The following is a 23,431-nucleotide window of genomic DNA, read 5'->3' as shown; positions in this document are numbered from 1 at the left end:
AACCGGGATGAGTGACTCAGTGTCCCCGAAGCGCGGTGTACTCGTCCCGCAGACGCTGCTGGTGCGTGAGTGTCTGGCGCAGTTCGCTGCCAGCCGGGATTCGCACAGGGCCGTCGGCGCGGAGGAGATAGAGCGCATAGGCGACCGCCGCCGCCAGCGCCCGCGATGGGCGGTGGCTGATCTGCTCGCCGGCATGGTCGATGGCTTCGGTGAGGTTGTCACGTTCCCCGGCAGGGCTGGCGGCCAGCAGTTCGTCGCGGTGGTCGATCAGAAGTTCGGCTACGTGAAGCAGGGCGTGGTGGTTGTCTGCGAGCCAGCCCTGCAGGGTCAGACTGGGTGCGGACACCGGTGCGGCGAGCTCTGCCGCGAGTTGCTGGGCGCGAGCGGCTCGCGCCTTGGAGAGATCCGACCGCGTGCCCTGGCCGCGTCGATCGATGCGGAAGGCCTCGACGGCAGACGTACGCCACCGGGGTCGTCGCCGCTGCGGAGCAGACCCCGAGTCAGGGTCGTCCGGTGCAGGGGCGTAGCCCCGCGAGACATAGGAGCGCCAGGTGCTGGGCGCGACGCCGGCCAGGGCAGCCGCCTCCGTGGGATCAAGCCAGGCGTCGGCGTCGGTCACCGCGTCAGCTCCGCTTCTGCTCATTCCTCAAAGGTTACAGCGCAGCGCTGCAAAGTCAGTGACATCCCGGGCTCACCCGGCTCACCTGTGCGATAACCAGGACGTGACCTGCAGCTTTCCCAGCTCAAGGGAGGCAGTGGCGCCGCCTGAGCCCCCGTGGGAGTTGACCGACCGCGGATCCCGACGTTCCGAACAGGACTGGCGGAGGTGGACGGCCGGCCATCCACGACCGACGGCGGCATCGGCGCCGGGTTGGCCCAAGTCCGTTCTGGCGGGGCCCTCCCGGCGGCTCGGCGTGGTGGTGTGCAGCCGAGGCGCGTTGGCTCGTCAGTGGCCGCGGCCGCGGCCCGCGTCTGCCCGCGGCACTGACATGGCGCCCTTGCTCAGCCCACTGCCTGATGCATCCGGCTCAGTTGCTCGCGCAGTCGGCGCACGGTGCGGGGCTTGACGCCGAGCTCATCAGCCAGCCTCTGGTCGACCTCCGCCAGCTTCATGTCGGGGTGCTCGTCGAGGAACTGCCGCACCCGGGGCAACCGCTCATCATCGGCGGTCACTTCGTTGGCGCTCGGCCGGTGCCGGACCGGCGCAGCCCCGGGTGGCGAGATGTCGAGGGCGGTGGCGGGACGTGCCGGGGCCAGCGTTCCGACGGGGCGGTGGGCGCCTACGACGGCGTCCGCCGTCCGCGTGCGGGCGACGATCTGGCCGATGCTCGCCGCGGCGCTGAGCTTGCCATCCACGCTGGGCATCGTCGACGCGGGGAGGGGTCGCCATGGGTTCAGTGTTTGACTGAACCATGGCGGTCGTTGGGCTGGCAGCGTCAGGGAGCGATGCCACCCTCCGTTGGATCAGGTGGCCTGGGGCCTGACATGACAGTCATGCCAAGCCGTCACCCGTGCCGGGTTCAGCGGAACCACGTCCAGGCAGGTGGCGACTTGGTGGTGGGCCCGGTCCTTGCTGCCGATCGGGAGTCGTTGGCCAAGGGGGTCTCGAAGTCATCGGTGGGCGGCCGAGGCCCCGCCCGCCGTAGGTCTCATCGTCGTAGCCGCTCCAGCCGTATCCGGCGAAGCTCCCATCGTCGTAGCCGCTCCAGCCGTATCCGGCGGACGAGCGCTCCTGTCGTCCGAGTAGCTCAGCCAACCGAGCGGCGGCGAAGGAATCGCCGCCGTCAGCAAGCGTCGGCACCTTCGACGAGGTCCTCGCCGCGTTCGGGATGCGCGGGCGGCCCGCCACCGCCGGCGAGCTCGAGTGGCTGCTCTACCGGTCCGTGGCGCTGGGCATGACCCCACCGCAGCAACTGCCCACCCCGGCGTCCGGCCGGTGGGAGCTGGGCGACCTGCTCGCGCTCACCGAGCAGATCGAACGGTTCCGCACCCCCTACGGCTCCACGGTGCGGCTGGTCAACCGGCTCACCGGCGAACAGTCCCATGTGGCGGTACTGACCGTCGGGCGCATGGAACAGCTGGACATCCCCGAACGGCACGAACCGTGGCTGCACTTCAACGAGCGGCTGCCCTGGCCGATGGAACTGTCCTCCCGCATCGACGTGCTCGGCCCCGGCGACACCTTCCGGCAGCTCGACCACCGGCTCAAGATGATCCGCTCCCAGCAGCGCGACTACGCCGAGCACGGCCTGGACTCCCCGCCCGAGCTGGAGCGCCTCGCCGGGCGGGCCCTGGTCGTCGGAGACCAGGTCACCACCGGCCTACCGATCGACGCGTCCCGCGTGCACGGCTGGCACCGCATCGCCGTGGCCGGCGCCACCCGCGAGCAGTGCCTGGACCGGGTCCGGCGGCTGCAGAAGCTCTACAGCCGCGGCCTGCGCGTCAGCCTGCAACACCCCAAACGCCAGGACCTGCTGATCCGCGAATTCGTCCCCGGCGAGCCGGCAGCCGACACCGGCTACCTGCGCCGCATGCCGGTGCGGATGTTCGCCGCCGGGCTGCCGCAGGCCGCCTCCACCGTGGGGGACCGCCGCGGCGACCTCATCGGCCGCACCGCCGGCACCTCCCGCCGCCCGGTCTTCCTGGACCTGCACTTCCCGATGGAGGTCCGGGAACGCTCCGGGCTCGCGGTGTTCGTCGCCGAGCCCGGCGGCGGCAAGTCCACCCTGATGGGCGCGCTGGGCTACCTCGCGGCGCGCCGCGGCGTGCAGGTCACCCTGCTGGACCCGTCCGGGCCCCTCGCCAAGCTGTGCCAGATGCCGGAACTGGCCCCGTACGCGCGGGTGCTGAACCTGACCGGCTCCGAGCGCGGCACCCTGGCCCCGTACGCGCTGATCCCCACCCCGCTACGCCAGCACTACATCCCCGGCGAGGCGGGCGACCGCGAGTTCGACATCACCACCTCCAACGCCCGCGCCGAACGGCGCATGCTCGTGCAGGACATCGCGATGATGCTGCTGCCCCCGCAGGTGGCCCGCCAAGCCGACACCGCGACCGCGCTGCGCCACGCGGTACGGCAGGTACCCGCCGAGGAGACCTCCACCCTCGACGACCTCATCGCCGCCCTGCGCGGCGTCGGCGCCGCCGGCACCGAGCTGGCCAACCTGCTCACCGACGCCGCGGACATGCCCCTCGCGCAGCTGTTCTTCGGCCCGGCCCCGGCCGGCACCCTGGCCGACGACACCACCCTGACCGTCATCACCATGGCCGGGCTGCGGCTGCCCGACCTGGCCATCGAGCGGGAGTACTGGTCGGCCGAGGAACAGCTGGCCCTGCCGATGCTGCACACCGCACACCGCCTCGCGGTGCGGCGCTGCTACTCCGGCGACATGTCGCGCCGCAAGCTGGTCGGGCTTGACGAGGCGCACTTCATGCAGGGCTGGGGCTCCGGCCGCTCCTTCCTGGTCCGGCTGGCCCGCGACTCCCGCAAGTGGAACCTCGCCGCCCTGGTCGGCTCCCAGAACCCGGCCGACATCCTCGGCCTGGACGTGCAGAACCTCGTCTCCACCGTGTTCGTCGGCCGCATCGCCGAGGACTCCGAGATCGCCAGCGAGGCGCTGCGGCTGCTGCGCGTCCCCGTCGACGCCGGCTACGAACAGATCCTCGGCGCCCTGTCTCAGGTCGACGCGTCCAGCGAGCAACGGCTGCCGTACCGCGAGTTCGTCATGCGCGACGTCGACGGGCGGGTGCAGAAGATCCGCGTCGACATCTCCTACGTGAAGAACCTGCTGGGCTACCTCGACACCACCCCGGCCGCCCCACCCACCCCCGTCCCGGGTCCGCGCCTGCAGGAGTCCGGCGATGTCGCGGCGTGAGCGGCCCGGCGGCCGGCCCGCTGCGCTGCCGGTGGCCCGGATGCTGGCCCGCGCTCTCGCGCAGGCCCGCGACGGTGTCCTGCGCCCCGAGGACGACGCGGGTGCCGCGGCCGCGCTGGCCACCCTCGAGGAAGCCGGGCGGCTACTCACCACACCGAGCTGGCACCAGGTCCGCGCGCACCTGTTGCACGAGCTGGCCGACACCGCCCTGCCCCAGCTCGACCTGCGCGACCCCGACCGGATCCAGGTCGCGCTGTGGCTGCGCGAACGGGCCCTCGACGAGGAACACGCCGCCGCCCACGCCGCTTCGACTACCGGCGCGGCCCCCGCCGCCGCCTGAAGGAGGACCCGATGCCCCCGCCCCGTACCCGGCGGCGGCCGCGCCGCCTGATCGCGGTGCTGCTGGCCGTCTTCGTCGCCGCCACCACCTCCCTGTACCTGCCGGCCGCCCCGGCGTACGCCGCCGACATGTGCTCGGTCGAACAGTGGCGCCAGGACCCGGTCGGCTGCGCCGGCCGCATCCCCGACGTGCTCGACGCCCGCAAACAGTGCCTGAACCCGCCGATCCCGGCCGCGCCCGACGAAGGCCTCGGCGGCTGGTTCGCCAGCGAACCCGCCGCAGCCAAACAGTCCGGCGTCGCCGGCATGTACACCGACACCGGCTACGCCGGCTTCGACTTCGTCGTCTACGACACCGGCTGCACCGGGTCGATCACCTCACCCGGCAACGAGATCAGCTCCACCATCGCCTCGTGGGAGATGATGGGCGCCACCGCCGTGCTCGGCGCCGCCAACGCGATGCGGGAAAAGGCCTGGGCACCCGGCGGCCTGTGGAACTGGGCCGACCCGCTCGTCACGCAGGCCACCACCGCCATCTACCAGCAGGTGTTCACCGTCTTCGGGGTCCTCACCCTCGGCATCGTCGGCCTGTGGCTGCTCTGGCGGGCCCGGCACGCCAACGCCAGCCAGAGCATCACCATCGCCGGCTGGGCCATCTTCGTCATGGTGCTGGTCACCGCCGTCGCCCGCTGGCCGGTCACCTCAGCCCACCTGGCCGACTCGGCGCTCACCAACACCGTCACCACCGTGGCCACCGCCGTCGGCCCCCAGGCCAAGAAGATCGACCCGACCGACTGCATCCTCGGCCCCGAGGCCTGCGAAGACCACCGCGACGCACCCACCCGGGCCGCCGACACCACCGTCAACACGATCCTCTACCGGGCCTGGCTGCGCGGGACCCTCGGCTCCGCGGACAGCCCCACCGCCCGCAAGTACGGCTGGCCCCTGCACCAGGCCTCCACCCTGACCTGGGGCGAGGCCCGCGACGCCAACGACCCGACCCTGCGCGCCCAGATCATCGAACGCAAACAGGACCAGTTCAAGAAGCTCGGCGAGCAGCTGCGCACCGAGGACCCGGCCGCCTACTCCTACCTCGCCGGCACCCGCGGCTCCGACCGCGTCGGCGCCGGATTCATCGCCCTGCTCTCGGCCATCGTGTTCGCCGCGTTCGACCTGACCAGCTCGATCCTGATCCTTATCGGGTTCCTCATCCTGCGCTGGGCGGTCATCGCCGCACCCGCGCTGGGCACCGTCGCCCTGTTCAAACCCGCCGCGGCCGGCCTCAAACGGCTGTTCAACACCGTCATCGGCAGCCTCATCTCCGTCGTCATCTTCGCCGTGGGCGGGCCGGCGTACCTGTCGGCCACCGACATGGTCATGACCCAGACCTCCCTCGCGGGCTGGCTGCAGATGGTCCTGGTCGCCCTGTTCGGGGTCACCGGCTGGATCCTGCTGCGCCCCTACCGCAAGCTGCGCGGCCTCGCCGGCGGCGACCCGCTGCTGGCCATGCGCGGCGTCCAGGGCGAGATGCACGGCATGCAGAAACAGATGCGCCGCCAGTACCGGCGGATGCGCCGCCGCCAGCGCCGCACCCAGCGCACCGCCCGCGGCGCGGAGGAGGCCGCCGAGGAAGCCGCCGAGATCCTCAGCGAGGAGGAGGATTGGGCACGCCCGGAAGGTGACGTCGAAACCGATCTCGGCCCGGTCCGCGCGTACGCCTTCCGCCGGCACTACGAAAGCCACCGCGATCCCCGCGTCGGCGCGATCGGGGTGCGCCCGTACCGCGACGGCACCCCCGCCATCGGCCCGGCCATCGACCTCGAGGACGCCGCCGGCGACCCGGCAGCCGGCAACCGCACCCGGGGCCGCGCTAAACCGGACGCCGTCGTCGACGCCGAGCTGGTCACCGACAGCGGCCGCCGCGTCGAGCAACCCCCGGCCGGGGGACACAGTGCACCCGACGTCATCGACGTCGAGGTCATCGACAACCCAGCCGCCGGCCGGGCACACCGGGTGTGGCGGCCCGGCACCGGCTACCAGGTCATCGCGCTGCGCCCGCGCCCGGCGATCCTGGCCGGCCCGCACAACACCGGCACCTCCGCCGGCAACCCGGCGCCGGTCCTCGCGCCCTACGACGGCGAGGTCGACCTGTGACGACCCTGCTGTCCGACCTCATCCGCCGGGTGCCCACCCGCCTGCTCCTCGGCGCCCTGCTCCTTGCTACGGGCGGCGGCGCGCTGGTCGTAGCAAGGATGACCAGCCACCCCGATGCCGCACCGCCCGCGGTGACCAGGTCCGCCACCACCCCTACACCGGAAGCCTCTCCGAGTACCGCCGATGGCAGCGCCAGCACCTCGCCGAGCCCTACCCGGTCGCCGTCCGGCGACGACGATGACGGTTCACCCGTGTACACCCCGCCGTCCTCAGCGCCGGCCCGACCCGCAGCCGCCGCGGTCGCGGCGCAATTCGCCCGCGCCTGGGTACGCCGGGACCTACCCGGCACCCAGTGGTGGTCCGGCATCGCGCCCTACTGCGAGCCGGGACTCGCCGACCAGCTCCGCACCGCCGACCCCGGCCGGGTCCCCGCCGGCCGCATCACCGGCGCCCCCACACCCGTCCAGTCACGCACCGACTTCGCCGCCTTCGACGTGCCCACCGACGCAGGCGTTCTGCAGCTCGGCGTGGCCAGCCTCGACGGCGCCTGGCGGGTCACCACCCTCGACTGGCGGCGCACATGATCTCGCGGCGCGCGCTGCTTGGCGCCGCCCTGGCGGTGCTGCTCGCCGGCGCCTGCGCCATCGGCACCGTGGCGTCGATGTTCATGGACGTCTACGCGCCGCCCTTGGCGCTCGCCGGCTGCGGCAAACCGGCCGGCGGCGCACCCTCGGCTGGACCGCTGCCAGGCACCGGCAAAGCATTCCGTGAATGGGACATCAGCCAGGTCGGCCACGCCACCACCATCGTCGCCGCCGGAAAGCAGCTCCGCATTCCCGCCCGGGGCTGGGTCATCGCGGTGGCCACCGCCATGCAGGAGTCGACCCTGCAGAACCTGGCCAACACCAACGTGCCCAGGTCACTGGGCATCCCGCACGAGGGCAGCGGCCATGACCACGACTCCGTCGGGCTCTTCCAGCAACGACCCAACCCGCCCGACGGCGAGGGCAGCTGGGGCACCGTGCAGGAGCTGATGACCCCGGCCACCGCAGCCACCAAGTTCTACCGAGCGCTGCAACATGTGCCCGGCTGGCAGACCATGGACCTGGCCGAGGCCGCGCAGCGGGTACAGCGCTCATCGTTCCCCGACGCCTACGCCAAATGGGAGACAAAGGCCGGGGAACTGGTGGCTCACGTCGAAGGCGTCACCGACATCGGCCAGCTCGGCGGCGCGCAACCGAGCGCACCGTGTGGGCAGGACAGCCCCGGCCTCGACGACATCGTCATCTCCCCAGCCGGCTGGACCGAACCTGTGCACGCACCGCTGGGCTCCGGGTTCCGCACCCCCTACCGGCCCAACCACCAAGGCGTCGACCTCATCGCCGCCCGCGGCACCCCGATCGTCACCGCCGGATCCGGCCAAGTCGTCCGGGTCGTCTGCAACAGCAGCATCGGCACCTGCGACCGCGACGGCGGCGTCACCGTCCGCGGCTGCGGCTGGTACGTCGAGGTCCTGCACCCGGGCGACGTGGTCACCCGGTACTGCCACATGGGACAGCGGCCCAGCGTCACGGTCGGCGAGCAGGTGCACGCTGGAACCTTGCTCGGCTTCGTCGGCTCCTCCGGCCACAGCAGCGGTCCTCACCTGCACTTTGAGGTGCACTACCGAGTGCCAGCAGGGCACTTCGCGAGCAGCGAGAATGCAAGATCACCAGTCGACTTCATGATCAGAGTAGGAGCGCCGCTGGGTAGGTAGCTATGTAGGTTTCCCGCTGAAGATGGCGCTTCTCACGGACGTGACCCCTGAGCTAGCGCGTGCACCAAAGCATGAGAGCGGTTCGGCGCGTCACCCATTGATCTTTGTCAACGCGGGGGCCGCCCGTAGATGCGCCTGGCCCACCGCACCTGGCCCTTGTCATCGACGTAGAACATCGCCACCACAATCTCGCCTGCCGGATCCGTGAATGGAATCGTGCCCTCGCCCCATTGCCGGAACCACGCCGTCACCGTCCCATCCTCAGCTGCCGGCGCGTTCACGGCGGCAGTGGGAAAGGTGTTCATGCCGTTGGCGTCGGTGTAGTTCGCCGCCGCGACTCCGCTCAACCAGTCGTAGTGCTGTGCCAGCGCTTCGTAGGCGCCTGCCCAGTCCGACCCGGTGCCGCCCTCAGAATTCCAGCCGCCATCGGCGGCGAGGGGCCGGGCCGGAAACACTCGCCGATCGAGCGCGATCAGCTCGAACGACCCATCGGAGTGCGGTGACCCTGACCAGCGGACGTGCACCACGACGGATTGGTCTGCGTTTTCAGATCGGGTCGCTTCGCCAGCTGGTACGCCAAGCCCGGCTACGACACCTCCGAAGGTGTCGTGGGTGGCGAGAACGACCTCAGCACGAACCGTCAGCTGATCGCCGCCCTGAGTCCACTCGCGCTCTCGCTGGACGTGCAGCAACACAGCTCCTGCTGCGACGAGCGCCGCGGCTGCAACTGCAGCCGCGATCAAGGACCGTCTCACCGAGGGATTGTCACATGACACCGCACCGCAGGATCTCCTGAAGAACGCGACACGGCCTCGACGAACCGGCGGCGCCATTTAGGTGAGAAGCCGCCAGCAAGGCGCAGGTCGTCGCGGTCACTCCAGGCAGGACCAGCGAGAACCCACATTTCAGCGGACCTGATCCGGGGTCGCGAGCCCGCGGGCAACGACGGGATGTCACACCGGAGCAGTAGCGTGGTTCTCGGGAATGCCACCAGAGGGGCTGACCCTGGGTAAGGCAGTGCCGGGGCATCCCGGGTACTCCCATCAGTCCGAGTCCACGGCGGTAGTCCCTGCTCAATCCCCGCATGCGGGAGGACAGTTCCTGAGCCCTACGGGCCAGCGTGGCCCTGTCGTCCCGCGGGCGCGGGGGTGGTCCTATCGACGCGACGACCCCGATGCCGCAGGCGCCGTCGTTCCCGCATACGCGGGGGTGGTCCCATCGGCCTGGACTGGAAGGAGCTGATCCAGTCGCCGTCCCCGCGTACGCGGGGGTCGCCCTTCAGCCCGCGGCGGTGGCGGATTCGTCGTCGGCATCGAGCCGTCACCGCGGAGGCGGGTGGTCCCCTCACAGGACCCGGGTGGACAACGTGGGGCATGAACTGCAGGCAAGTGCGGGCCACCCTCCAGGGCCATTTCCGGAAGTGTCGGACCCAGATGTTTCCATCGTCTCTGTGGAGTTTGACGTAGCCCTGACTGATATGGCTCGTGCGGTCTGGGGTAAGTCCGGTGATCTGGTGCGGCCATTGCCGTTGTGGCGGCACCTGGTGGACGCCGGTGACGTTGCGGGGCTGCTCTGGGACGGGTGGTTGCCCGTCGCGGTCCGGGAGCGTATCGCCGTGGAGCTGCCTGATGGTGTCGCGGACGGGCGGCTGTTGGTTCGTTGGTTGGCCGGCGTACATGACATCGGCAAGGCCACTCCGGCTTTCGCCAGCCAGGTGCCGTCGCTCGCGGAGCTGATGCGCGGTCATGGTTTTCGTTTCGATCCGCAGGTGGCCGCGGATCGCCGCCGGGCACCTCACGCCACCGCCGGGTTTGTGGTGCTCGCTGATTGGCTGGTGCGCCGGCACGGGTGGGATCGTGCGGCTGCGACGCCGTTCGCCGTGGTCGTGGGCGGCCATCACGGCGTCCCGCCCACCCTGGCCGAGATCCAGCAGGTGATCGATCTGCCTCATCTGATGGGGGTGGACGGACCGTGGCCCGAGGTGCGTGGCGAGCTGCTGGACTGGATGGCGGCGCGCGTCGGTGTCGCCGACCGCTTGGCCGCGTGGCGGGAGGTGAGCCTGTCGCCTCCGGTGCAGGCACTGCTGACCGGGATCGTCATTGTTGCGGACTGGATCGCGAGCAACGAGGAGTACTTCCCGTACGATCGGCGCCTCTCCGATGGAGCGGCCCGTCTCGCGGAGGGCTGGGAAACCGTCGATCTGCCCACTCCGTGGCAGGCGGTTGTCCCTCCCACCGATGTGGATCAGCTGTTCGCGGCACGTTTCGAGCTCCCGGACCACGCACGTGCACGTCCGGTGCAAAGGGCCGCGGTCGAGGCGGCCTGGCAGATGCCCGTCCCGGGGGTGCTGATCGTGGAGGCGCCGATGGGGGAGGGTAAGACCGAGGCGGCGCTGGCGGCCGTGGAGGTGCTGGCCGCGCGTTGCGGGGCGGGCGGATGCTATGTCGCGCTGCCGTCCAGGGCGACCAGCGATGCGATGTTCTCGCGGGTGCTGGCCTGGGTGCGGCGCCTCCCTGACGCCGACGTCGGCCGGGGTGCGCACGGGGTGTCGCTGGCGCACGGTAAGGCGCAGCTCAACACGGAGTTCGCGACGCTGTTGAAGGCGCCGCTGCCCACCGAGATCGGGGTGGACGAGGGCGGGGCTGAGGTTGCCGCGCACCGGTGGCTGGCCGGGCGTAAACGCAGCATGCTCGCTGGTTTCGTGATCGGCACCATCGACCAGCTGCTGTTCGCCGCGCTGAAGAAACGGCATCTGGTGCTGCGGCATCTCGGCCTGGCCGGCAAGGTCGTGGTGATCGATGAGGCGCACGCCTACGACGTGTACATGAGTCAGTACCTGGACCGGGCCCTGGAATGGCTGGGCGCCTACGGCGTGCCGGTGGTGGTGCTGTCGGCGACGCTGCCGGCGCAGCGCCGTGCCCAGATGATGGAGGCGTACGACAACGGCCGGTTCGCGTCGGCGCCGCGGGTACGTCGCCGCAAGGGCCGCGGAAGCGGGGAACCGTCGCCCTATCAGGCGCTGCGGGAGGATCTGCGGTATCCGCTGCTCAGCGTCTCCGGGACCTCGAGGAACCCGACCACGGTCGCCTGTGATGCGTCGAGCCGGAGGATCCCGGTGCGCCTCGAGCGCCACGACGACGACCTGGTCGAGCTCGCGGGCCTCCTGCGGGAGGCGCTGGCCGAGGGCGGATGCGCCCTGGTGGTCCGCAACACCGTCACCCGGGTGCAAGAGGCGGCCGCCGTGTTGCGGCGGCTGCTGCGTGGCGAGGTTGAGGTCTCCGTCGCTCACTCCCGGTTCATGGGACCGGATCGGGCGGCGAAGGACCGCTGGCTGGTAGACCGGGTCGGGTCCCCCGGACACCTCGCGCGCACCGGCGGCACCCGGCCGGTCCGGCATGTCGTGGTCGCCAGCCAGGTCGCGGAGCAGTCGCTGGACATCGACTTTGACCTGCTCATCACTGACCTGGCACCGGTTGACCTGATCCTGCAGCGCATCGGCCGGATGCACCGCCACCAGCGGGACCGCCCGGCCCGGCTGTCGCAGGCGCGGTGTCTGATCACCGGTGCGGACTGGGCCGCCCAGCCACCCGCCCCGGTCAGGGGATCGACTGCCGTGTACGCGGAGTCCAGCCTGCTGCGCAGCGCGGCAGTGCTGTGGCCGTACCTGACGCAGGGCCGGCCGGTGGACCTGCCCGCCGACATCTCACCCTTGGTGCAGGCCGCGTATGCGGACGACCCGATCGGCCCGGCCGGGTGGCAGCCACGGCTGGCCGAGGCCGCAGACCGGTTGGCGCAGCAGGACTTCGACCGGGCGCAGCGCGCGGACGACTATCGCCTCGGCGCGGTGGGGGCGCCCGGTGCGGATCTGGTGGCCTGGCTGAGCGGGGACATCGGCGATGCGCAGCGGGGCTCCGACGACGCGCGGGGACGTGCGCACGTGCGCGATGACGGCGCTGAGACCCTCGACGTGCTGGTCCTGGTCCGCACCGCTGAGGGCCTGTGCACGCCGTCGTGGCTGCCGGCCAACGGTGGCCTGGTCGTGCCCATCGATACCGTGCCGCCGGCGTGGCTGGCCCGGACGGTCGCGTCGTGCGTGCTGTCGCTGCCCGCGGCGATGACTTCCGGCTCGGGCCGGATGGACCGGCTCATCGGTGAGCTGGAGCGCGGCTACATCGGCGCGTGGGCGAAGGACCCGTGGCTGGGCGGTGAGCTGATTCTCGCGCTCGACCCGTCGGGTCGGGCCGAGCTCGCCGGTTTCCATCTGCAGTACGACAAGGACGACGGCCTGCGCGTCATGCGACATCCCTCGGACGACTGAAACCGGCCCGGGGGAGCGCGGCCGCCTGGCATGACCTTGCAAGGTCGCGTATGGCCTGCTCAAACCCCGCCTGGCGCGGGGAGCATGTGGACGAACGAAGCAGTAGCGGGCCACCCCACCAGCGAGTGGGAACACGATTTCGGGCCTTCGAAGTAGTAGGTTCTCACGCGCTCACGCCAGCTCCTCAGTGGAAGGAGTGCTACGTGTCTGACAACCCGTCCACCTTCTCTCTGATCGACGACCCGTGGATCGTCGTGCTGTACCGCACCGGCGTACAGGACACGATCTCGGTGATGAAACTGTTCGCCGAGGCCGGCGAGATCAGGGCGATCGTGGGGGACCTCCCGACGCAGACGTTCGCGATCCTACGGCTGCTGCTGGCGATCCTGCACTGCTCGGTCGCCGGACCGGCCGACGAGACCGAGTGGCGCCGGCTGTGGCGCAGCCCGCGGCTGCCCACCGACGACATCGGCGGCTACCTGGCCGGCTACCGGGACCGGTTCGACCTGCTGCACCCGGTCACCCCGTTTTACCAGGTCGCCGGCCTGCGCACGGCCAAGGACGAGCCGGTCGGCCTGGAACGGCTGATCGCCGACGTGCCCAACGGCACGCCGTACCTCACCGCCCGGGTGGGCGCAGCCCTGTCCCGGATCACGCCGGCGGAGGCAGCCCGGTGGCTGGTGCACTGCCAGGCGTACGACACCTCGGGCATCAAGTCCGGTGCGGTCGGTGACCCGCGGGTCAAGGGCGGCAAGGGCTATCCCATCGGCCCCGGCTGGTGCGGCAACCTGGGCGGGATCTTCCTCGAAGGCGCCTCGCTGCGAGAGACCCTGCTGCTCAACCTGATCCCGGAGGACTTCCCGGGCCTGGGCCGGGGCGACGCCGACGCCCCCGTCTGGGAACGGGACCCGATGGGTGCCGCGGAGCAGGACATCCGTGCCCGTGGCCCGTTCGGCCCGCTGAGCCTCTACACCTGGCAGTCCCGCCGGATCCGCCTGTTCGGCGACGCCGAAGCGATCACCGGCGCGCTGATCGCCAACGGCGACAAGCTGGACACCGCCGACCGGCATCGCCTCGAGCCGCTGAGCGGCTGGCGGCGCAGCGAGCCCCGGGAGAAGGAGCTCAAACGCAGCCCCGTGTACGTGCCCGCCCGCCACGACCCGGCTCGCGCCCTGTGGCGCGGTCTCGAAACGCTGCTGCCCGCCCCGGCGTCCGCGGCCGGTACGGCGGGTGCGGCGCACCTCGCGCCGCCGGTCACCGAGTGGCTCGCCAGGATCCGCTACCACGAACACGTCGCCCGGGACGCCCGCGTCACCGTCCACGCCGTCGGCGCGGCGTACGGAACGCAGCAGTCGGTGATCGACCAGACCATCGACGACGCGTTGACCATGACGGTGCAGGTCTTCCACCCGGATGCGGGGCTGCGGATGCTCATCGTGAGCAGCGCCGGCGACGCCGACGCCGCGGTCAAGGCGCTGCGCGTGCTGGCCGCCAACCTTGCCCGCGCAGCCGGCGCGAAGGGAGATGGCCCGGCCGACGCCGCCGGCCGGGCGGCCGACACCGCCTACGCGGTGCTGGATCAGCAGTTCCGGCACTGGCTGGGCGGCCTCGGCCCCGACACCGACCTCGCGGCGGCGCGCAGCGACTGGCAGGGCACGGTCCAGCGTGGCCTGCTGCGGCTGGGGGCAGACCTGATCCGGCAGGCCGGGCCGGCGGCCTGGACCGGGCGGGAGATCGGCGGGGACAAACCGCAGTTCATCTGCGCCCCGCTGGCCGAGATCTGGTTCCGGCGCCGACTCCACCGTGAGCTGCCCCTGGCCCTCGCGGACACCGGCGCCGCCCAGAACGTCGACACCGAGGAGGTACCGGCATGACCGCCGACGCCACATCCGCACCCGGGGAGGCACCCGCCCCTGCGACCCAGCGGCGCCGCGAGCCGTTCGGGCACCACGTCGCCCGCACGGTCGCCGACCTGCAGGACCGCCTGATCAGGCGCGACAGCAGCGCGGTCGCCACCCTGGCGCGGCTGCGTGCCGCGGCGGGCAGAGCACCCGGCGCCGTCTACACGGTGCTGACCGTCACCAGCGTCCCCGACCGCTTCTTCCAGGCCGCGCCGGGCGACGAGCCGACCCGGCAGGAGTGGGCCAAACACACCGCACTGACCCTGTACGCGGGGCACCAGCAGTCGGTCGGCGAACCCATGCACGTCGACGGCATCGGCCTCGGCACCGCCATCAGCCGGCTGGCCCGCACCGCCGACAGCCCCGACGCGGTACGCCGCCGATTCTCCGCCCTCGGGGCAACGATGACCTACGACGCCACCGCCTACCACGTCCGGGCGCTGATCAGCTTGCTGAGGCAGCACCGCATCCCGCTCGACTACGGGGCACTCGCCGACGATCTCGTCCGCCTCCAGTGGCCCGGCGGGCACGACCGGGTCCGCGCCCAGTGGGGCCGCGAGTTCTACCGCAGCTTCACCCCCCAGACCGTCGCCGACGATTCCCAGGAGTAGCCATGACCCGCTCGATCATCGACGTCCACGCGCTGCAGACCGTTCCCCCGAGCAACCTCAACCGCGACGAGACCGGTTCCCCCAAGACCGCCGTCTACGGCGGCGTCCGCCGGGCGCGGGTGTCCAGCCAGGCATGGAAACGCGCCGTGCGGTTGGCGTTCGAGCAGCACCTCGACGACGACCAGCTCGGTGAGCGCACCAAACGCGTCGGTGAAGCCATCGCCGCGCGCATCGACGCACTGGACCCCGACCTGACCGACCAGTCCGCCGCGCTGGCGCACGGTGTCCTCAAGGCCGCCGGGCTGATCAAGAAGGAGCCCAAGAAGGGCGCTGCGGCCGAGTCGGAGTACCTGCTGTTCCTCAGCCACCGCCAGCAGCAACGCCTCGCCGAACTGGCCGTCGACGCTGCCCGCGCCGGCACCACCCCCGACGCGAAGACGGCGAAGGACGCCGCCAACCGCGAACACTCGGTGGACATCGCCATGTTCGGCCGGATGGTCGCCGACGTCAGCGACATCAACGTGGACGCGGCCGTGCAGGTCGCCCACGCCATCAGCGTGCACCCGGTGGACAACGAATTTGACTACTTCACCGCCGTGGACGACCGCAAACACGACGTCCAGGAAACCGGTGCCGGCATGATCGGCTCGATCGAGTTCAACTCCTCCACCCTCTACCGCTACGCGACGATCGACGTCGACCGTCTGCACGACACCCTCGGCGACCCGGCCGCGACCCGGCGGGCCGTCGAGGCGTTCCTGCGTGCCTTCGCCCTCAGCATGCCCACCGGCAAGCAGAACACCTTCGCCAACGGCACCCGCCCCGACGCCGTGCTGGTCCAGTTGCGTGACACCCGCGCGATCAACCTCGTCGGCGCGTTCGAGGAGCCGGTGGGACGCGCCGACGACGGCTCCGGCCGGGTCGGCGCGGCCACCAAGGCGCTGGCCGACTACACGACCCAGGTCCACGAGGCCTACGGCGAGCAGCCGGTCGCCGCCTGGGTCACCCACGTCGGCCCCCGCACCTCCGCGCTGGCCGCGCTGGGCGCCCCGCTCCCGCTGCCGGCGCTCGCCGAGGCCGTCGGTGACACCATCGCCGAGCGCCTCGGCAGCCCGCGGTGAGCGTGCTGCTGATGCGGCTGGCCGGCCCGCTGCAGGCCTGGGGCACCCGCAGCCGTTTCGTGCACCGGCACACCGAGACCGCACCCACCAAGAGCGGCGTCATCGGCATGCTCGCCGCCGCCCGCGGCCTGCGCCGCACCGACCCGCTCACCGACCTGCTCCAGCTCCGCTTCGGAGTCCGCGTCGACCAGCCCGGCCAGATCATCCGCGACTTCCAAGTGGCCCGCACCCTCGACGGGCGGACCAGCATGCCACTGACCTACCGGCACTACCTGTCCGACGCCGTGTTCCTCGCCGCGGTCAGCGGCGAGCAGACCCTGCTGCACGGCCTCGACGCGGCCCTGGCCCGCCCCCACTTCCCGATCTTCCTGGGGCGCCGGTCGTGCCCGCCCGCCGGTGTGGTGAGCCTCGGGGTTCACGACGGCGACCTGGGCGACCGGCTCAGGACCTGGCCCTGGCAGGCCGCGGCGTGGCATCAACGCGAACACCGACGACACCGGACCGTACGCCTGGAGATTCAGCGCGATGCCGGCCCGGACGATCCCGTCACGGAGACCATGCCGGACGCGCCGGTCAGCTTCGACCCGACCCACCGGCGCCACGCATGGCGCAGCGTCGTGCGCGACCACACCGCTGTGGAGAATCCCCTCGCCCGGCCGGCCATCGACCACGACCCGATGGACGTCCTCGAAGGATGGACATGTACCTGACCCGCTTCCGCATCAACGGCGCTCGTCGGGGCGCCCGCAAACTGCTGGACTCGCCGCAGGCCATGCACGCCGGTGTCCTGGCCGGCTTCCCGACCGTGGAAGACCACACCCGGGCCGGCGCGCGCACCCTGTGGCGCCTCGACCAGAGCACCGACCGGCAGATCACCCTGTACATCGTCAGCCCTGGGCGGCCCGACCTGACACACCTGGTCGAGCAGGCCGGCTGGCCCGCCATCGACACCTGGACGACCCGCCCCTACCAGCCCTTCCTCGCCACCCTGCAGGACGGCCAGCACTGGGCCTTCCGGCTCACCGCCAACCCGGTCCGCAGCGGACGCCGCACCGACGGCGCCGACACCCAGCGCTACGGCCACCTCACCGCCGATCAGCAGGTTCGGTGGCTCACCGACCGGGCCGAGCGGCACGGCTTCACCATCACCGATCAGGCCGACGGCCAACCCAACCTCCTGCTGCACCAGCGCCAAACCCTCAGATTCGTCCGCAACCACGGGCAGCGCCCCGTCACGGTGATCACCGCCACCTACGACGGCGTGCTGACCATCCAGGACACGCAGACCTTCCGGACGGTGCTGACCGGCGGCATCGGCCACGCCCGGGCGTACGGATGCGGCCTGCTCACCCTCGCCCCGCTGAGCCGTCCGTGAACAATCCCGGCGTCCCACCGCCCCAGCTTCCCGATCTGCTGCGCGCCCAGGACCGGATCAGCTTCCTCTACCTGGAACGCTGCGTCATCCACCGCGACGCCAACGCGATCACCGCCACCGACGACAAGGGCATCGCACACATCCTCGCAGCGACAATCGGGGTGCTGCTGCTGGGGCCCGGCACATCCATCACGCACCAGGCGATGATGCTGATCGCCGACAACGGCGCCACCACGGTGTGGGTGGGGGAGCGCGGCGTGCGCTACTACGCCCACGGCCGTTCACTGGCCAAGTCCAGCCGGCTGCTCATCGCCCAGGCAGCCGCCGTCTCCAACCGCAACCGCCGGCTCGCCGTCGCCAGGGCCATGTATCGGATGCGGTTCCCCTGCGAAGACACCACCACCTCGACCATGCAGCAGCTGCGCGGCAAAGAAGGTGCCCGGGTCCGGCGCTGCTACCGGCAACACTCCGCGCGCACCGGCGTGGCCTGGAACCAGCGCGACTACGACCCGACGAACTTCGCCGGCGGAGACCGCATCAACCAGGCGCTGTCCGCCGCCCACGCCTGTCTGTACGGAATCGTGCACGCCGTGATCGTCGCCGTCGGGGCCTCACCCGGGCTCGGATTTGTCCATACCGGCCACGAGCGGTCCTTCGTCTACGACATCGCCGACCTGTACAAAGCAGAGATCACCATCCCGGTGGCCTTCGACATCGCCGCCGGTGAAACAGCCGACATCGGCCCCGACACCCGCCGCGCCATCCGTGACCGCGTCCACGACGGAGCCCTGCTCGACCGATGCGTACGCGACATCCGCAACCTGCTGATCGACACCCAGCCGACCCCCGGCCCGATCGACGACGACTGGCTCGACGCCGACGAGGTCAACTTGTGGGACGACAGCGGAGCCGAGATACCGGCACGCTACAACCACGGCGACCAGGCGGTTGACTTCTGATGACCGTCATCATTCTCACCGCCTGCCCACCAGGGCTGCGCGGGCACCTCACGCAATGGCTGCTCGAAATCGCGGCAGGGGTATACGTGGGCCACGTGAACTCCCGCATCAGACAACGACTCTGGGCCCGAGTCATCGAATTGGCCGTTCCGGGCCGGGCGCTGCTCGTCTACCAGCGACCCGGCGAACAGCGCCTCACCTTCGAAACACACGATCACGACTGGCAGCCCGTCGACCACGACGGCATTACACTGATGCGCCGCCCGGCATCACAGCCGGTCTACAACCCCGCGATTCCGCAAGGATGGAGCAAGGCAGCCAAACGCCGCCGCTTCGCCCGTCGCTCACCCGGCACCAGCGGAGCAGCGTCCACACCAACTAAACAAAACCCGACAAGTTGATCTACATTAACGCAGCTCAGGAAGAGTGCTCCCCGCGCATGCGGGGGTGGTCCCCTGTGGCAGGCCCGCGCCGCCGCCATGTACCTGTGCTCCCCGCGCATGCGGGGGTGGTCCCTCCACGTCCGGCCAGCCACCCCAGCAAGGAGCGTGCTCCCCGCGCATGCGGGGGTGGTCCCTCTCGGCGAAGGCCCGGGTGGGCTGACGCTCGCGTGCTCCCCGCGCATGCGGGGGTGGTCCCCTGCTCCGCAAGGTGGCCGCCGTCGCCGAGAAGTGCTCCCCGCGCATGCGGGGGTGGTCCCTGATCAACAGCGCCATCAACGCGGCCTGCCGGGTGCTCCCCGCGCATGCGGGGGTGGTCCCGTCCTCGAACTGGTCGGGGAGGTTCCAAGCCACGTGCTCCCCGCGCATGCGGGGGTGGTCCCGGGATCGTGGCGTGGACGGGAAGGACCACCCCGTGCTCCCCGCGCATGCGGGGGTGGTCCCGGGTTGTACTGATTCGGCAGGTAGGAGCCGACGTGCTCCCCGCGCATGCGGGGGTGGTCCCACGAAGAAGCTCGACCCGGAAACGCTGGAGCGGTGCTCCCCGCGCATGCGGGGGTGGTCCCCGGACGGCGGAGTGATCGTGGTCGGGGCAAAAGTGCTCCCCGCGCATGCGGGGGTGGTCCCGCGATGTTCTTCGCGCTGTTCCGCGGCTGCACGTGCTCCCCGCGCATGCGGGGGTGGTCCAACGAGCCGGCCGGGCGAGGGTTACGCGGGAACGTGCTCCCCGCGCATGCGGGGGTGGTCCCTCGATGGTGCACCAGAGCCGGTAGATCTGCCCGTGCTCCCCGCGCATGCGGGGGTGGTCCCGGGAGCAGGGTGTAATCGGCCGAACCGAGCACGTGCTCCCCGCGCATGCGGGGGTGGTCCCGTGGTCGGGCACTGGAACCAGCCGTACTTGGCGTGCTCCCCGCGCATGCGGGGGTGGTCCCCACGGCATCACCCAACCCGACGGGCGGTCCCTGTGCTCCCCGCGCATGCGGGGGTGGTCCCGGTGTCTTCAACGATTGCAGCGGGGTACTCCAGTGCTCCCCGCGCATGCGGGGGTGGTCCCACCGCCATCACCGACATCGACAACCGGTTGATGTGCTCCCCGCGCATGCGGGGGTGGTCCCTGCGTCATGCCGGTGATCCGAACACCTTTCGCGTGCTCCCCGCGCATGCGGGGGTGGTCCCGACTGCGCACGGCGTTCGGCGCGCACCGGATCGCGCTCCCCGCGCATGCGGGGGTGGTCCCCGGGTGCAGTGCGAGCAGGACGGTGAGTGGCGTGCTCCCCGCGCATGCGGGGGTGGTCCCGACGTCGGGGCGACGGCGATCCTGCCTATGGAGTGCTCCCCGCGCATGCGGGGGTGGTCCCCGGTCCAAGGGCACCGGCACCGCGTTCATCACGTGCTCCCCGCGCATGCGGGGGTGGTCCCAACGGTGCAGTCAAGCGGGCGCTGTACTGTAGTGCTCCCCGCGCATGCGGGGGTGGTCCTGCCGAACGGATCACGCCCTGATGCTGCAGGTCGTGCTCCCCGCGCATGCGGGGGTGGTCCCACGGCACGCACCACCCGATCCCATGCAGCGCCAGCGCTCCCCGCGCATGCGGGGGTGGTCCCTCGTACTCCGTGCCATCGCGCTGCTCGGGCTTATGCTCCCCGCGCATGCGGGGGTGGTCCCAAGGTCGAGGCGTACCGGCTGGATTCGTCCTCATGCTCTCCGCGCATGCGGGGGTGGTCCCATAGGGTGCGGCGATGTCCAGCAGCCACCGGCCGTGCTCCCCGCGCATGCGGGGATAGTCCCACGTCGTAGGTGTCGCAGACGACCGTGCGCAGGTGCTCCCCGCGCATGCGAGGGTAGGCCACGGAAGCTCTGCCCGGCAGGTGCGGGAACACCTGTGTTCCCCGCGCATGCGGGGGTAGTTGTCGACGCCGCGACAAAGTCGGACCGCCCGGCACCTGGCGCTTGCGGAACCGCCGGCCGCAACGAAAGGTGGGCACGGTGAATGCTCGAGAGGAACTGGTCTGGTACGCCGCGATCGGCATGATCGAGAAAGCTCGTCCCTTGTCCGACGACGAGCGTGTGATGCTGCACGCGTCCAGCATCACGGCCGTCGTCGGCGCGTTGGTCTTGCTGGAGGTGCCCGATCAGGCGACCCGTGACCTGGTCGACAATGCACAGCGCGAGGCGATCGAGTCCGCCTTGTCAGTGTTGGCGAAAGGCGCCGTGCACGTCATGACTAGGGTACGCCCGAGTCTGCCGGAACCGTCGGAGGACTGGCTCGCCAGAGCGGCTGCAGCCCTGAGGGAGTAGGTCCGTCGCAGATCAAGACGCGTTTCCCGCTGCACGCCGGGGATGGTCCGCAAGCTGGCGCTCGCCCAGGTCGTCGTATTGGTCGAAGACCAGCGTCCGACTTCGTGGGCGATGAGGTGATTCTGGTGCTGGGTGGGTGGCGGCCTGAATCAGGGCGCCACACCGCATCCAGCAGCCGCTCCGGGGTGTCCTCACCGCGCTGACGAGGATGGCGTCGGTGGTGTCGGTGTCGAGCCACACGCGACAGGCGTAGCCAGCCGTCCGGGCGGTGGCCACCACCTGGATCTCGACCGGTCGGCTGCGCCGGTGGCCAGGCGTCTGGCACACGCGACGGCCGTCGAACGGCACCGGCACCTCCACGCCCATTTCGGCGATCTTCTGTGTGCACCTCTTGTCTCAGGTCGGGGCCGTCTCGTTTCTGGGCTGCCCGCCGCACCGATCTCGTCACTAACCAGGGCTGATCGCCTGTTCGGTCCATCATCCTGACAGCCGGGTGGCGGCGCGGCACAAGTGGTCGTGACCAAGTACGGAGTAGATCGTCGTGGATCCGACATCACCGTCGGACCCGGCAAGACGACGCGGGGTCGGGCTGGCCCATGGATGGTCCAGGGGCGTGGCGCGGTCCCGACAACGCGGCTGCTGCTCGGCAGATACGGCTTGTGGGCGTCAACTCCCCACGGCGTCGGTCCGCTCCTACACTGCTGGGGACCGCAGCAGCCTGGCAGGACAGGAGAGACTTCCTGTGAGTAGCAGCTTCGATCTGTTGCCCACCGACTGGGGCCTTGAGATACCGATGGACGTTGCCGCCGCTCTCATCGACCTCGGCCACGCCTGCAACCATGCTGCTCTGCTGGTCAGCGAGGCGGATCTGCTCGGTCAGCGGGCAGCGGCGAGCGAGGAGCGCACGTGCTCGTCGGTGCGGTCACGTCTGGACACGGCCTGGGTGCTGGCTTCGTTGAGTTACTCCGAGCAGATGGTTGTGGCGTACACGGCGGCGGCCACCGACTATGCGGTGACCGCTGCGCAGGTCACCCAGCCGGTGACGCAGAGTGGCCAGCCGCCGCGTCTGCCGGATCGGGTAGGCGCGGCACCCTCTGCGGTGCTGGGGTCGTTGGCGGAACATCTACCGCTCGTGCAGCTGCCCGCAGACGCGGAGCGCCACATCCAGGTCGCCGAGTACAATGTGGAGCTGGCGGTCAGCCACCGGCAGGTACACGTCCTGGTCGAGCACACCCTGCGCTCGCATCCGGTCGAGATGTTCGACGACCCGCGGCGCGCGGCGAACCGGCCGGCCGGGTCGGTCGATATCGGAGCGGAACTGGCCACGGCCCTGCACCGGTACGCGGCCGCGTGCACGTGGGCGCTCGCCATGACCACCCGGCGGCCCGCCCAGGTCGACCTGGCAATCTGACCTCCGCCGAGGCGGGGGGAGCGCGGCGCGGCAACGGCAATCACACGTCGCGCAGCTGCGTGCGGCGCAAGCGCTTGTTGTCGCGCCGCCGGAGTGAAAAGTCCGAGTGCCGGACGCAGCTGCGTATGCTGAGCGAGGAGAGCGGCAGCACGTACGCGGGGTGGAGCGCTGGTGAAGCAGTGGATGCGCGAGATCGCCGCGCGGCGTGGAAGTCAGCCGGGGCCGGTACGGCGGCCGCCGCAGCCGCGAAAGTGTGAGCTGCCGCGTGGGGGATACGACGGTGGTCTGCTCAATCTCGCGGTGCACCCGCTGCGGCGGGTCGGCGGCGAGCACAACGGGAATTGCCCCGCCAAGGAGCGGTTGGTACGGGTGGACTTCGGCATCCGGGTGAAGGGTCGGAGCCGGTGGCGGACGTGGCCGCAGTGCATCGACGTGGTGCCGATGCATGCGGTGCGCCGGCATCGGATGACCGTGCGCAGCTACCGCGACATGCTGCGCGCGCAGAGCGGCGTGTGCGCCCTGTGCCCGGCACCGTTCAGCCGGTTGTGTTGTGAGCCGGTGGCGTTGTCGATCGACCACGACCACGCGTGCTGCGATCAGGGCTACAGCTGCGGGCTGTGTGTGCGGGGGCTGCTCTGCAATGACTGCAACTTCATGGTGGCGCAGTACGAGCGGCGGGCAGCATTCATGACGGAGAGTCGCAATGCCCGGATGCGAGCCAGGGGTAAGCGAATCGCCGCGTACCTCGCGGCCCACCAGGCACTCCGGGCCGCCCGGGACTAAGCCGTGCTTCGTACCCATCGATGTCTTGGCGTGCCGGCGATCTCACCCGTCAGAACCGGAGCGGCTCGAGCAGACCACTGACCTACGTCAGT

At 70.9% G+C, this 23,431-nt stretch carries 18 protein-coding genes, 1 pseudogene and 1 CRISPR repeat array; of the genes and pseudogenes, 16 read left to right on the top strand and 3 right to left on the bottom strand.

The window, feature by feature from the left end; genetic code table 11:
* Window positions 1-16: 16 nt before the first annotated feature.
* Complete coding sequence (locus ACMCNK_RS35670) at window positions 17-619, bottom strand: helix-turn-helix transcriptional regulator (RefSeq protein ID WP_412741114.1); 603 nt, start codon at window positions 617-619, stop codon at window positions 17-19.
* 383 nt (window positions 620-1,002) lie between these two features.
* Window positions 1,003-1,356, bottom strand: a complete 354-nt coding sequence (locus ACMCNK_RS35665) for a hypothetical protein (RefSeq protein ID WP_412741113.1) — start codon at window positions 1,354-1,356, stop codon at window positions 1,003-1,005.
* Window positions 1,357-1,790: 434 nt separating this feature from the next.
* On the opposite strand from ACMCNK_RS35665, the pseudogene ACMCNK_RS35660 reads away from it, so the two are divergent.
* From ACMCNK_RS35660 to ACMCNK_RS35640, 5 genes and pseudogenes are all read left to right on the top strand, one after another.
* Window positions 1,791-3,875, top strand: a pseudogene (locus ACMCNK_RS35660) (ATP-binding protein); the annotation flags it as partial.
* A complete protein-coding gene (locus tag ACMCNK_RS35655) occupies window positions 3,862-4,215 on the top strand; it encodes a hypothetical protein (RefSeq protein WP_412741112.1) in 354 nt (117 codons plus the stop codon). The pseudogene ACMCNK_RS35660 and the gene ACMCNK_RS35655, both read left to right, overlap by 14 nt.
* Window positions 4,216-4,226: 11 nt before the next feature.
* Window positions 4,227-6,368 carry an MFS transporter gene (locus tag ACMCNK_RS35650; protein WP_412741111.1) on the top strand — a complete coding sequence of 714 codons (2,142 nt, stop codon included), beginning with the start codon at window positions 4,227-4,229 and terminating at the stop codon, window positions 6,366-6,368.
* A complete protein-coding gene (locus ACMCNK_RS35645) occupies window positions 6,365-6,952 on the top strand; it encodes a hypothetical protein (RefSeq protein WP_412741110.1) in 588 nt (195 codons plus the stop codon). The genes ACMCNK_RS35650 and ACMCNK_RS35645 overlap by 4 nt, the downstream gene beginning before the upstream one ends.
* Complete coding sequence (locus tag ACMCNK_RS35640) at window positions 6,949-8,124, top strand: M23 family metallopeptidase (RefSeq protein WP_412741109.1); 1,176 nt, start codon at window positions 6,949-6,951, stop codon at window positions 8,122-8,124. Before ACMCNK_RS35645 ends, ACMCNK_RS35640 begins: the two co-directional genes overlap by 4 nt.
* A 107-nt stretch (window positions 8,125-8,231) precedes the next feature.
* On the opposite strand, the gene ACMCNK_RS35635 is transcribed toward ACMCNK_RS35640, so the two are convergent.
* Complete coding sequence (locus tag ACMCNK_RS35635) at window positions 8,232-8,816, bottom strand: hypothetical protein (protein WP_412741108.1); 585 nt, start codon at window positions 8,814-8,816, stop codon at window positions 8,232-8,234.
* Window positions 8,817-9,601: 785 nt separating this feature from the next.
* Between ACMCNK_RS35635 and cas3 the strand changes: the two genes are divergently transcribed.
* The 11 genes from cas3 (at window position 9,602) to ACMCNK_RS35580 (ending at window position 23,339) form a co-directional block, all read left to right on the top strand.
* Window positions 9,602-12,442 (top strand): CRISPR-associated helicase Cas3', encoded by a 2,841-nt coding sequence (gene cas3, locus ACMCNK_RS35630; RefSeq protein WP_412741107.1) that lies wholly within the window; start codon window positions 9,602-9,604, stop codon window positions 12,440-12,442.
* A 203-nt stretch (window positions 12,443-12,645) separates the two neighbouring features.
* Window positions 12,646-14,316 carry a type I-E CRISPR-associated protein Cse1/CasA gene (casA, locus tag ACMCNK_RS35625; RefSeq protein ID WP_412741106.1) on the top strand — a complete coding sequence of 557 codons (1,671 nt, stop codon included), beginning with the start codon at window positions 12,646-12,648 and terminating at the stop codon, window positions 14,314-14,316.
* On the top strand, window positions 14,313-14,954 hold the full coding sequence (gene casB / locus ACMCNK_RS35620; RefSeq protein ID WP_412741105.1) for a type I-E CRISPR-associated protein Cse2/CasB: 642 nt from the start codon (window positions 14,313-14,315) through the stop codon (window positions 14,952-14,954). Before casA ends, casB begins: the two co-directional genes overlap by 4 nt.
* A gap of 2 nt (window positions 14,955-14,956) precedes the next feature.
* A complete protein-coding gene (cas7e, locus tag ACMCNK_RS35615; protein WP_412741104.1) occupies window positions 14,957-16,075 on the top strand; it encodes a type I-E CRISPR-associated protein Cas7/Cse4/CasC in 1,119 nt (372 codons plus the stop codon).
* Window positions 16,072-16,785 (top strand): type I-E CRISPR-associated protein Cas5/CasD, encoded by a 714-nt coding sequence (gene cas5e / locus ACMCNK_RS35610; protein ID WP_412741103.1) that lies wholly within the window; start codon window positions 16,072-16,074, stop codon window positions 16,783-16,785. The genes cas7e and cas5e overlap by 4 nt, the downstream gene beginning before the upstream one ends.
* Window positions 16,776-17,450, top strand: coding sequence for a type I-E CRISPR-associated protein Cas6/Cse3/CasE (cas6e, locus tag ACMCNK_RS35605; RefSeq protein WP_412741102.1), 675 nt, complete (start codon window positions 16,776-16,778; stop codon window positions 17,448-17,450). Before cas5e ends, cas6e begins: the two co-directional genes overlap by 10 nt.
* A complete protein-coding gene (cas1e, locus tag ACMCNK_RS35600; protein ID WP_412741101.1) occupies window positions 17,447-18,409 on the top strand; it encodes a type I-E CRISPR-associated endonuclease Cas1e in 963 nt (320 codons plus the stop codon). Before cas6e ends, cas1e begins: the two co-directional genes overlap by 4 nt.
* Window positions 18,409-18,810 carry a type I-E CRISPR-associated endoribonuclease Cas2e gene (gene cas2e, locus ACMCNK_RS35595; RefSeq protein ID WP_412741100.1) on the top strand — a complete coding sequence of 134 codons (402 nt, stop codon included), beginning with the start codon at window positions 18,409-18,411 and terminating at the stop codon, window positions 18,808-18,810. The genes cas1e and cas2e overlap by 1 nt, the downstream gene beginning before the upstream one ends.
* Window positions 18,811-18,835: 25 nt before the next feature.
* Window positions 18,836-20,758: a CRISPR direct-repeat array (repeat unit 29 nt; unit sequence GTGCTCCCCGCGCATGCGGGGGTGGTCCC).
* Between the two features lie 75 nt (window positions 20,759-20,833).
* On the top strand, window positions 20,834-21,145 hold the full coding sequence (locus ACMCNK_RS35590) for a hypothetical protein (protein ID WP_412741099.1): 312 nt from the start codon (window positions 20,834-20,836) through the stop codon (window positions 21,143-21,145).
* Window positions 21,146-21,887: 742 nt separating this feature from the next.
* Window positions 21,888-22,556: a hypothetical protein gene (locus tag ACMCNK_RS35585; protein ID WP_412741098.1), complete on the top strand. Its 669-nt coding sequence runs from the start codon at window positions 21,888-21,890 to the stop codon at window positions 22,554-22,556.
* Window positions 22,557-22,727: 171 nt separating this feature from the next.
* The gene (locus tag ACMCNK_RS35580) at window positions 22,728-23,339 is read left to right on the top strand and encodes an endonuclease domain-containing protein (RefSeq protein ID WP_412741097.1); all 612 of its coding nucleotides are present in this window, start codon (window positions 22,728-22,730) and stop codon (window positions 23,337-23,339) included.
* Window positions 23,340-23,431: the final 92 nt, after the last annotated feature.

Source organism: Krasilnikovia sp. MM14-A1259, assembly GCF_047159535.1.
Lineage (GTDB): Bacteria > Actinomycetota > Actinomycetes > Mycobacteriales > Micromonosporaceae > Actinoplanes.
This window is presented reverse-complemented; position numbering and strand designations above follow the sequence as displayed.

Bases quoted from the DNA above. Each gene is read 5' to 3' on its own strand.
- casB (WP_412741105.1), top strand. From the start codon at position 14,313: ATGACCGCCGACGCCACATCCGCACCCGGGGAGGCACCCGCCCCTGCG.
- cas6e (WP_412741102.1), top strand. From the start codon at position 16,776: ATGTACCTGACCCGCTTCCGCATCAACGGCGCTCGTCGGGGCGCCCGC.
- ACMCNK_RS35655 (WP_412741112.1), top strand. From the start codon at position 3,862: ATGTCGCGGCGTGAGCGGCCCGGCGGCCGGCCCGCTGCGCTGCCGGTG.
- cas7e (WP_412741104.1), top strand. From the start codon at position 14,957: ATGACCCGCTCGATCATCGACGTCCACGCGCTGCAGACCGTTCCCCCG.
- cas3 (WP_412741107.1), top strand. From the start codon at position 9,602: ATGGCTCGTGCGGTCTGGGGTAAGTCCGGTGATCTGGTGCGGCCATTG.
- ACMCNK_RS35640 (WP_412741109.1), top strand. From the start codon at position 6,949: ATGATCTCGCGGCGCGCGCTGCTTGGCGCCGCCCTGGCGGTGCTGCTC.
- cas2e (WP_412741100.1), top strand. From the start codon at position 18,409: ATGACCGTCATCATTCTCACCGCCTGCCCACCAGGGCTGCGCGGGCAC.
- ACMCNK_RS35650 (WP_412741111.1), top strand. From the start codon at position 4,227: ATGCCCCCGCCCCGTACCCGGCGGCGGCCGCGCCGCCTGATCGCGGTG.